Source organism: Ralstonia sp. ASV6, assembly GCF_016429285.1.
GTDB classification, from domain to species: Bacteria; Pseudomonadota; Gammaproteobacteria; order Burkholderiales; family Burkholderiaceae; genus Ralstonia; species Ralstonia flaminis.
The window spans coordinates 1-9,093 of sequence record NZ_JAELUI010000182.1 but is presented as its reverse complement, the minus strand read 5'-3'; the positions used below and the strand labels follow the sequence as shown (position 1 = coordinate 9,093).

Annotated in this window: 9 protein-coding genes; 7 read left to right on the top strand and 2 right to left on the bottom strand. The window is 64.8% G+C overall.

Features of this window, described 5'->3' with window-relative positions:
- The 6 genes from JHD73_RS24675 to JHD73_RS24650 all read left to right on the top strand — a co-directional run.
- A partial coding sequence (locus JHD73_RS24675; protein WP_199032807.1) for an SHOCT domain-containing protein occupies positions 1–274 on the top strand: 274 nt, incomplete at its 5' end.
- Positions 275–362: 88 nt separating this feature from the next.
- Positions 363–1,814 (top strand): DUF4178 domain-containing protein, encoded by a 1,452-nt coding sequence (locus tag JHD73_RS24670; protein ID WP_199032806.1) that lies wholly within the window; start codon positions 363–365, stop codon positions 1,812–1,814.
- Positions 1,811–1,996 (top strand): hypothetical protein, encoded by a 186-nt coding sequence (locus JHD73_RS24665; RefSeq protein WP_199032805.1) that lies wholly within the window; start codon positions 1,811–1,813, stop codon positions 1,994–1,996. The genes JHD73_RS24670 and JHD73_RS24665 overlap by 4 nt, the downstream gene beginning before the upstream one ends.
- Positions 1,993–2,412 (top strand): adenosylmethionine decarboxylase, encoded by a 420-nt coding sequence (gene speD, locus JHD73_RS24660; protein WP_199032804.1) that lies wholly within the window; start codon positions 1,993–1,995, stop codon positions 2,410–2,412. The genes JHD73_RS24665 and speD overlap by 4 nt, the downstream gene beginning before the upstream one ends.
- 214 nt (positions 2,413–2,626) lie before the next feature.
- The gene (gene cqsA / locus JHD73_RS24655; protein WP_199032803.1) at positions 2,627–3,916 is read left to right on the top strand and encodes an alpha-hydroxyketone-type quorum-sensing autoinducer synthase; all 1,290 of its coding nucleotides are present in this window, start codon (positions 2,627–2,629) and stop codon (positions 3,914–3,916) included.
- Positions 3,913–5,211, top strand: coding sequence for a sensor histidine kinase (locus tag JHD73_RS24650; RefSeq protein ID WP_199032802.1), 1,299 nt, complete (start codon positions 3,913–3,915; stop codon positions 5,209–5,211). The genes cqsA and JHD73_RS24650 overlap by 4 nt, the downstream gene beginning before the upstream one ends.
- A 33-nt stretch (positions 5,212–5,244) precedes the next feature.
- Here the strand turns inward: JHD73_RS24650 and fumC are convergent, their stop codons facing one another.
- Positions 5,245–6,630: a class II fumarate hydratase gene (gene fumC / locus JHD73_RS24645; RefSeq protein WP_199032801.1), complete on the bottom strand. Its 1,386-nt coding sequence runs from the start codon at positions 6,628–6,630 to the stop codon at positions 5,245–5,247.
- A 191-nt stretch (positions 6,631–6,821) separates the two neighbouring features.
- Between fumC and mdtD the strand changes: the two genes are divergently transcribed.
- Complete coding sequence (gene mdtD / locus JHD73_RS24640) at positions 6,822–8,258, top strand: multidrug transporter subunit MdtD (protein WP_199032800.1); 1,437 nt, start codon at positions 6,822–6,824, stop codon at positions 8,256–8,258.
- Positions 8,259–8,264: 6 nt separating this feature from the next.
- On the opposite strand, the gene JHD73_RS24635 is transcribed toward mdtD, so the two are convergent.
- Positions 8,265–9,093, bottom strand: an 829-nt coding sequence (locus JHD73_RS24635; protein ID WP_199032799.1) for a 3'-5' exonuclease, incomplete at its 5' end; no start/stop codon positions are given.

The following is a 9,093-nucleotide window of genomic DNA, read 5'->3' as shown; positions in this document are numbered from 1 at the left end:
GAACGAAGGTGGCATCGCCGGCACGGGTGCAGGTTTGGCAGCCGGTTTGGCAATGGGCCAGACGATGGCCGAGAGCCTGCGCACTGCTGTGCAGGGCAATGCCGGTGCAGCACCTGCCGCACAACCGGCTGTCGCCGCACCGGTTGCTCCGGCTGCCGACGACCCGACCGCACGCCTGACCAAGCTTAAGGATCTGCTCGACAAGGGCCTCATCACCCAGGCCGACTTTGATGCCGGCAAGGCCGCCGTGCTCAAGGCACTGACCGGGGGCTGAGTCCAGCTTCTCTGATCGAATGACCGGGCGGCGAAGGGGCACAGCCCCTTTAGCCGCCCGTTTTGCTGTGCAATCGAACGACCCGACCATGTTTCATGCCAACTGCCCGGCGTGTGGCGCGCCGGTGGAACTGAAGTCCGCCGCTGCCGTGATGACGGTGTGCAGCTTCTGCAAAAGCACACTGCTGCGCGACGGCGAGACGCTGTCCGACATCGGCAAGATGTCTGCCGTGCTGGAGGACTACGCGCGCGTGCAGATCGGCACCACCGGGCGCTACAAGAACAAGGCCTTTACCGTTGTGGGCCGCATCCAGTTGCGCTACGACGCGGGCTTCTGGAACGAGTGGTACGTGCTGTTTGACGACAGCACCGACGGCTGGCTGGCCGAGGCTTCGGGCCAGGTCACCATGACTTTCTCGCGTGGCGTGCCGCGCAATGCCGTGGCGTTTGAAACGCTGCGCCCCGGCCAGCTTTACGATGCTGAGGGCAAGCAGTTCACGCTGTCCGATGTGCGCGAGGCCGACTGCACCGGCGGCCAGGGCGAACTGCCCTTCCGGGTAGGCGAGGGCTGGCATGCGCGCGTAGCCGACGGCCGCCGCGAGGATGCCTTCATCACGCTCGACTATTCCGACGGCACAGCGCCCACGCTCTACCTTGGCGAAGCGACCACGCTTGAAGCGCTCAAGTGCCAACTCCTGCGCACCGACGCCGAGATCAAGGAAACCGCCGGGCGCGTCCCCCGCAAGCTCACCAATCTCGACTGCCCGCAGTGCGGCACGTCGATCCCGTTCAGCCCCGGCGTGACCGGGCATGTGCTGTGCCCCGGCTGTGGGGCGGCCATCGATGCCGCCACGCCGCGCGGCGAGATCATCGCCCGCGCCCGGTCGGTGCCGCAGGTTGTGACCACATTGGAGTTGGGCGACAAGGCGCTGATCGACGGTCAGCAATGGCAGGTGATCGGCGTGATGCGTCGCACGGTGGTTGACGGCAGCGGTGAGTGGTTCGAATACCTGCTGTACACCCCCAAGCGTGGCTTCACGTGGATGGTGGAAACCGACGACGGCTGGTTCCGCGCCAACGTGCTCGACCGCTGGCCCACGCAGACCGACGGCCGCAAGGCCACGCTCGGCAATACGCAGTACACCCGCGACGAGGACTACACCGCACGCGTGACCTACGCTGCCGGCGCCTTCAACTGGCGCGTGCAGACCGGCGACCAGACCCGCGTGGTCGAATACACGGCCGGCCAGGAAAGCCTTGCCGCAGAGAGCGATGCGCATGAATTGAGCTGGTCCCGGAGCACCCCGGTCAGCACTGCGCAGATCAAGGCGTGGTTCGGCAAGGTGGTGGCCGAGCCGGTCAAGGAGGCATCGGGCTCGGGTTACATGACGGTGGCGGTGGTGTCCTGTGTGCTGCTTGGCATGTTTAATCTGGTGCCGTTCTTCATGGCGCCGGGTTCGGTGTTTGTGATCACGTTCTTTGCGGCGCTGATGCTGATCGTGCCGGCATGGCTGGTCGCCAAGGTCGGGGGGGGGGAATGAAAGGCTGGTTCGTGTTGTACGCCGTGTGCGTGGTGATTGGCGCAACGGTGATGGACTGGAAAGCCGGTTTTGCCGCGCCGCGCACGCCCTCGTATGGCAGCGGCACCAGCGGGTCTTCGTACTGGGGCGGCTCGTCGGGCGGTAGCGGTTACGGTGGCGGCTTCAGCGGGGGCCACAAGTGACGCGCACGGACGCTGCGCCGCATGCTGCAGCAACCTCCGCTGCGGTGGGCGAGCATCTGCTGCTCGATCTGTATGGCGTGGCGCCAGCGCTGCTGCGCGATGCCCAGGCGCTGGAAGCTACGCTGCGCGAGGCAGCTGCAGCGTTGGGCGCCACCATTCTTCATGCACATCTCCACCGCTTTGATTCGCTGCGTATGGGCGCACCCGCGGCAGAGCCGGGCGGTGTGACCGGTGTCCTGTTGCTGGCGGAATCGCACCTGTCAATCCACACATGGCCCGAGCACGGGTTTGCCGCCATTGATGCCTTCATGTGCGGCACCGGCACAACGCATGGCGCGCGTGCCGTGTTTGAACGTGCGCTGGCACCGGAGCGTGTCGACGTACGTGTTGCGCAGCGCGGTTGCGCACCCGTCTAAGACATTCGGCTTAATCCAATATCGTTTCCGGCCCACGCTTCAAGCAGGCAGTGGGGTTGGCCGCCGTCGCCTTGAATAGGCGCCGGCAGGCGCTTCGTCGTGGATGAAATGCATACGCATTGACGTGCCATGATGGTTGTTCGGATTGCATCCCGGTGGTCGATGCAAGGCCATCGGTGTTTGGTCCTTCCATTACCAACCCGACGAGGCCTCCATGACCACGCTGCCAACGCACGTCTCATCCGCTTTACTCCCCACACCTTCTCCTGCCGCACCGGCGCTGCCGGACTGGGTTACCGTTCGCATGCGACGTCACTATGACGATCGCATGGGCAAGCTCTGGGGCGGAGACCACCTGCTCCACGGCCGCACGCCAGGGCCCGATGCCCTGTTCCTGAACAGCAACGACTACCTGTGCCTGCTCGGCGAGCGGGAGTTGGTGCGCGCACAGGCGCGCGCACTCCTCGGGCATGAGCACGAACTGCTCATGTCGGCCGTATTCCAGCACGGCGATACCCCGCAGAGCCGCGTGGAAGCCCGGCTGGCTGCCATGATGCGCGCCGAGGCCGGCTTGATCTCCCAATCCGGCTGGGCCGCGAATGTCGGGCTGATCCAGTGCATTGCGGGACCCGGCGTGCCCGTCTATATCGATATGGCTGCGCACGCCTCGCTGTGGGAGGGGATTACTGCAGCCGGTGCGGTGCCGGTGCCGTTTCGCCATAACGACGTCGACCATCTGAGCCGGCAACTGGAGCGCACCGGGCCCGGGATCATCGTGGTGGATTCCGTCTACAGCACGACTGGCAGCGTGGCACCGTTGACTGCGCTGGTGGCGGTGGCCGAGGCCAACGGCTCGGTCATCGTGGTTGACGAATCCCACTCGCTTGGCACGCACGGACCGGGTGGGGCGGGGCTGGTGGTGCAACTGGGGCTGGAGCGCCGCGTGCACTTCCGTACGGCGTCATTGGCTAAGACGTTTGCCGGCCGCGCCGGGTTTGTCGCCTGCAGTGGCCTGTTTAAAGACTTTTTTGCCGTGGAGGCCCGCCCAGCCATTTTCAGTTCAGGGTTGCTGCGGCACGAGTTGGCCTGGTTCGAGGCCGCGGCGGATTTCATTTATGCGGCAGATGCTCGCCGCGAGCGTCTGCATGCCATCACCCATTCCGTGCGCGCAGGTATCGCCGCGCTGGGCTACAACATCAGTGACGGCACCGAGCAGATCATCGGGCTGGAGGCGGGGCCCGAGCCACAGGTCAAGGTGCTGCGTGATGCATTGCAGGCCCACGGCATCTTCGGTGCGGTATTCTGTGCGCCGGCTACGCCCAGAAACCGGGCGTTGGTGCGCCTGACGCTGCATGCCAAGCTCACGCCCGCGGAGATCGGTCGGCTGCTTGGTGTCCTGGCAGAGATTCGTGATCGGGTGGGGCTCGGCGACTGGCCGTCCACGCGCCGGATGCGAAGACCTGCAGCCGCCGTTCAACTCAATGCATGTTTGGCGAACGCATGACGAACACAGTGGGTGGAGTCCCCGCAGACACTCCGGGTCGCTGGCCGGCCCGCGTCTGGCAATACCTCGCGACCTCGCTGACGAGCGCGGCACTGCTTGACGAAGAGAGCGCAGCGCGGCTGCGCCGCATCCGCTTCGTGGGTGCGCTGGGGGTGCTCGGCCACCCGCTGTACTACGTGATCTGGTCGGTCGTTTTTCCCCAGCCGTATGAGAACGTTTGGCTGCGCGCCGTGTGCACGCTGCTGTTCATTCCGCTGCTGTTTGCCAACCGGCTGTCTCAGTACAAATGGCTGCCGGCTTATGCGCTGTTTGCCATCACGGCCGGGCTGCCTTTCGCGTTCATCTTCTTCTATCTCGAAAATGCCGGGACGATGGTGTGGGCGGAGTCTGTGGTGATTGCCGTTGTCATCCTGTTCCATTTCAGCACGGCGTTTGCGTTGATCTCGCTTATCAGTGGTGCGGTTGCCGCGACGGGTCTGTTCTTGGTGGCAGGCAACGCGGTGGCGGCGTTTCCGTGGCATGCGCTGCTGGAGCAGGTGCCGGTGGTGGCATTTGTCGTGGCCGTGCTCGTCGTCATCAAGCTGGACCGCCAGATCCTGGCTGAGCAGAAACAGCGCGGCGTGGCACTGGCGTTGGGCACGGTCGCCCATGAGCTGCGCACGCCGCTGGCCAGCCTGGCCCTGACGGCACGCGGCATTCAGGACCGCTTGCCCAAGCTGGTATCGGCCGATCACCCAGACCTGCCGGCCGTGCAGCACGCGGTCGAGCGCATGCGTACGGATGTCGTGCGTGCCAACAACACCATCGAGTTGCTGGTCGCCAATTCAAAAGATCCCCAGACCGTCAGCATCAATTGGTTTGACCCGCATGAGGCGATCTGCTCGGCCATCGCGGCCTTTCCGTTCGAGGCCGGTACGCGGGAGCTGGTCTCGATTGCACCGAGCATCGGTGTGCGGGTGCTAGGCAACGCGAGCCTGTTTGAGCACATCATCACCAACCTGACCAAGAACGCGCTGGAGGCCATTCAGCGTGTGGGCAAGGGCGATCTCCACATCAGCTATGAGAAGCCGCCGCGTGCCGTGGAGATCGTCGTGCGCGATACCGGTTCGGGCATTTCGTCGACCGTGCTCAAGCGGATGTTCGAACCGTTCTTTTCCTATCCGGCGCATCGCGGCACGGGCATCGGCCTGATGTTCTGCCGTAAGGTGTTGCGTGGCTGGGGCGCCAGCATTTCGTGCAAGTCGGTCGAGCACGAATACACAGAATTCCGCATCCGCTTCCCGAACCCGCGCTGAGGCTGTCAGCGCGGGCACGCGGCAGCCTGCGGCTTATCGGCCGACCATGTTCTCCGGCCGCACCCACGCGTCAAACTGCTCGGGCGTCACGTAGCCGAGTGCCAACGCCGCTTCACGCAGGCTCGTACCTTCCTTGTGCGCTTTCTTGGCAATCTGCGCAGACTTGTCGTAGCCGATGTGCGGGTTGAGCGCCGTCACCAGCATCAACGAGCGCTGTACAAGTTCGTCGATGCGTGCACGGTTGGGCTCGATGCCCACGGCGCAGTGGTCGTTGAAGCTGCGCATGCCGTCGGCCAGCAGGCGCGTGCTGTGCAGGAAGTTGTAGGCAATCATCGGGCGGAACACGTTCAGCTCGAAGTTGCCCGATGCCCCGCCAATGTTGACTGCGACATCGTTGCCGAACACCTGTGCGCACAGCATCGTCACGGCTTCGCTCTGCGTGGGGTTGACCTTGCCCGGCATGATGGACGAACCTGGCTCGTTTTCGGGGATGGAGATTTCGCCCAGGCCGCTGCGCGGGCCGCTCGCCAGCCAGCGGATATCGTTGGCGATCTTGGTGAGGCTGGCGGCCAACGTTTTCAGCGTGCCGTGTGCGTGCACCAGGCCGTCGGCCGAGGCCATGGTCTCGAACTTGTTGGGCGAGGTAACGAAGGGCAGACCGGTCAGGTCGGCCAGTTCAGCAGCCACCTGTTCGGCGTAGCCGGCCGGCGCGTTCAGACCGGTGCCCACTGCCGTGCCACCCAGTGCCAGCTCGCACAGATGCGGCAGCGCCGCATTCAGGTGCGTTTCGTTGTGCTGCAGTTGCGCCACGTAGCCGGAGAACTCCTGGCCGAGCGTGAGCGGCGTCGCATCCTGCAGGTGCGTACGGCCGATCTTGATGATGTCGTCGAAGTCCGCCGCCTTCTTGGCAAGCGTTTCGCGCAGTGTGCGCAGCGACGGGATCAGGTGCCGTGTGATGGCGGTAACAGCCGCCACGTGCATCGCCGTCGGGAAGACGTCGTTGGACGACTGGCTGCGGTTGACGTCATCGTTTGGGTGCACGAGGCGGCTCTCGCCACGCGCTCCGCCCAGCAGTTCGCTGGCACGGTTGGCGAGCACCTCGTTCATGTTCATGTTGCTCTGCGTACCGGAGCCGGTCTGCCAGACCACCAGCGGGAATTCGTTCGGATGTTTGCCCGCGATGACTTCATCGGCAGCGGCGATGATGGCGTTGGCTTTCTCGGCCGGCAGCAACCCAAGGCGGTGGTTGACGGCTGCGCTTGCGCGTTTGATGCGGGCCAGCGCGTCGATCAGCTCGCGCGGCATGCGATCGCCCGCAATGTCGAAGTTCTGCAGCGAGCGCTGCGTCTGCGCGCCCCACAGATGATTGGCGGGGACTTCAATGGGCCCAAAGGTATCGCGTTCGGTACGGGTGGTCATGGCAGGTTTGCACGAGGGTGACTGGGACGAACGCCCACCAGTATAGGCGTCCGGTGTGTGCAACTCGGTGCCCGCGTTTGCAGTAGGGTGACCGGGGCGGTTACATCGTTTGCGAGCCCGCGCTGCTCACGCCACAATGTCGCCTCGTCGTGCAATTCGGCGCCGTACGAAGTCTGCTTCCCCTGCCTGCCATGCCCACCTCCGCTTCCGTCGACAAGTCCCTCCAACCCTTGCTCTGGCTGGTGGCGGTTGGTCTCTTCATGCAGACGTTGGATTCCACCATCGTCAATACGGCATTGCCGGCCATGGCGCGCAGCCTGTCGGAAAGCCCGCTGAAGATGCAGTCGGTCATCATTGCCTACACGCTGACGACCGCCATGCTGATGCCCGCCTCGGGTTGGCTGGCTGATCGCTTTGGCACACGGCGCATGTTCTTTGCCGCCATCTTTCTGTTCACCATCGGCTCGCTGCTGTGCGCGGAGTCGCGCAGCCTGGACATGCTGATTGCCTCGCGCGTGGTGCAGGGCGTGGGCGGCGCGTTGCTGATGCCAGTCGGGCGGCTGACGGTGCTGCGCGTGGTGCCGCGCGAGCAGTTTCTGCCGGCCATGAGCTTCGTCACCATTCCGGGGCTGATCGGCCCGCTGATTGGTCCGACGCTGGGCGGTTGGCTGGTGGAGGCGGTGTCCTGGCACTGGATCTTCCTCATCAACCTGCCGGTGGGTCTGATTGGTGCGCTGGTCACACTCAAGGTCATGCCCGATGTGCGCGCGGACGATGAGAGCCGCTTCGATTGGACGGGCTACGCCATGCTCGCGTTTGGCATGGCGGCGGTGTCGTTCTCGCTCGATGGGCTATCCGGGTTGGGCTTTCAGCATGCGACGGTGTTGGTGCTGCTGATCTTCGGGCTGGCGGCGCTCACCGCGTACTGGCTGCATGCGGGGCGCACGGTTGAGGGCAAGGCGGGACCGCTGTTTCCGCGCTCGCTGTTTGCCATCCCGAGCTTCTCGATCGGCATTCTCGGCAACCTGTTTGCCCGCATCGGTACGGGTGGGATGCCGTTTCTGATCCCGCTGCTGCTGCAGGTGAGCCTGGGGTACTCACCCCTGCAGGCCGGCTTGATGATGGTGCCGGTGGCCGCGGCTGGCATGGCGGCCAAACCGTTGGGCACCTGGGCGATCAAGCGTTTTGGTTATCGGCGCATGCTGTTTACCAACACGCTCATGGTGGGCCTGACGATGGCCAGTTTTGCGGTGATGACGCCCGACGTACCAGTGTGGCTGCGCATCGTGCAGCTGGCGCTGTTCGGCACGTTCAATTCGATGCAGTTCACCGCCATGAATACGCTCACCCTCAAGGACCTGAGCGGGCCGCATGCCAGCGCGGGCAACAGCATGCTCTCCATGGTGATGATGCTGTCGATGAGCCTGGGCGTGGCGGCGGCGGGTGCGCTTCTCACGGGCTTTACCGATTTCACCGTCGGGCCGGAAGGGCGCGATACGCTGGCAGCCTTTCACAAGACCTTCGTGTGCGTTGGCTTCATGACCGGCGCGGCGGCGTGGATCTTTGCGCAGCTTTCGCACGCAGAGCCGGCGCAGGTGCTCAAGCGCGCCGAGGTCGATGTTGAATAACGCTGTCTATTTCCAGTAGCCGCGCATCTTCTTGCTGAGGTCGACCTTGGCAGCAGCACGTGCTTCGGCTGCAGGGTCCGCACCAGGCTCGGGCGGCGGCCATGCGCAAGCCTCGAACAGCGGCAGCAGCGCGGGCGGAATGAAGCGCGTGCGCGACGCATAGATGTGCCGGTCGCCATTGGGTGTTTGCTGCGTCACGTAAAAGCGCTGCGGCACCAGGATGTCCAGGTGCTCGCGTGCGCGCGTCATGGCCACGTAGAGCAGGCGACGCTCCTCTTCCAGTTCTTCATGCGAGCCGGCGCCCAGATCGGCGGGCATGCAGCCGTCCACGGCGTTGAGCACGTACACAGCTTTCCACTCCTGGCCCTTTGAAGAGTGGATCGTAGAGAGGATCAAGTAGTCCTCATCACGGTAGGGGGCGCCGGATTCATCGCTGGTCAGCTCGGGCGGGTCGAGGGTCATCTCGGTCAGGAAGCGCTCGCGCGTGGCGTAGGTGGCAGCCATGCGGGCAAGCTGGTCCAGATCGCCTTGGCGCACGGCGGCATCGTCATGCAGGCGCTCCATGTGCGGCGTGTACCAGATGCCCACGGCTTCCAGTTCGCTCGCCCACGCCAGGCTGTCCTTGGGCATGCGCAGCAGCTGCATGAGCGTCATCAGCGCGGCCCAGTCGCCAGCGAGGCGGGCGGGTGGCTCGTAGGCGAGCAACGCGGCAATCGGGTCCACCGCCTCGGCCATGGCGTCGAGCACGCGCGCGGCGGTGGCAGGGCCGGCGCCGGGCAGTAACTGGATCACGCGAAACCCAGCGATGCGGTTGCGGGGGTTCTCGGCCCAGCGC

Excerpts from the sequence above, each read along its gene's own strand:
- JHD73_RS24670 (WP_199032806.1), top strand. The coding sequence starts at position 363 with ATGTTTCATGCCAACTGCCCGGCGTGTGGCGCGCCGGTGGAACTGAAG.
- JHD73_RS24665 (WP_199032805.1), top strand. The coding sequence starts at position 1,811 with ATGAAAGGCTGGTTCGTGTTGTACGCCGTGTGCGTGGTGATTGGCGCA.
- cqsA (WP_199032803.1), top strand. The coding sequence starts at position 2,627 with ATGACCACGCTGCCAACGCACGTCTCATCCGCTTTACTCCCCACACCT.
- JHD73_RS24650 (WP_199032802.1), top strand. The coding sequence starts at position 3,913 with ATGACGAACACAGTGGGTGGAGTCCCCGCAGACACTCCGGGTCGCTGG.
- mdtD (WP_199032800.1), top strand. The coding sequence starts at position 6,822 with ATGCCCACCTCCGCTTCCGTCGACAAGTCCCTCCAACCCTTGCTCTGG.
- fumC (WP_199032801.1), bottom strand. The coding sequence starts at position 6,630 with ATGACCACCCGTACCGAACGCGATACCTTTGGGCCCATTGAAGTCCCC.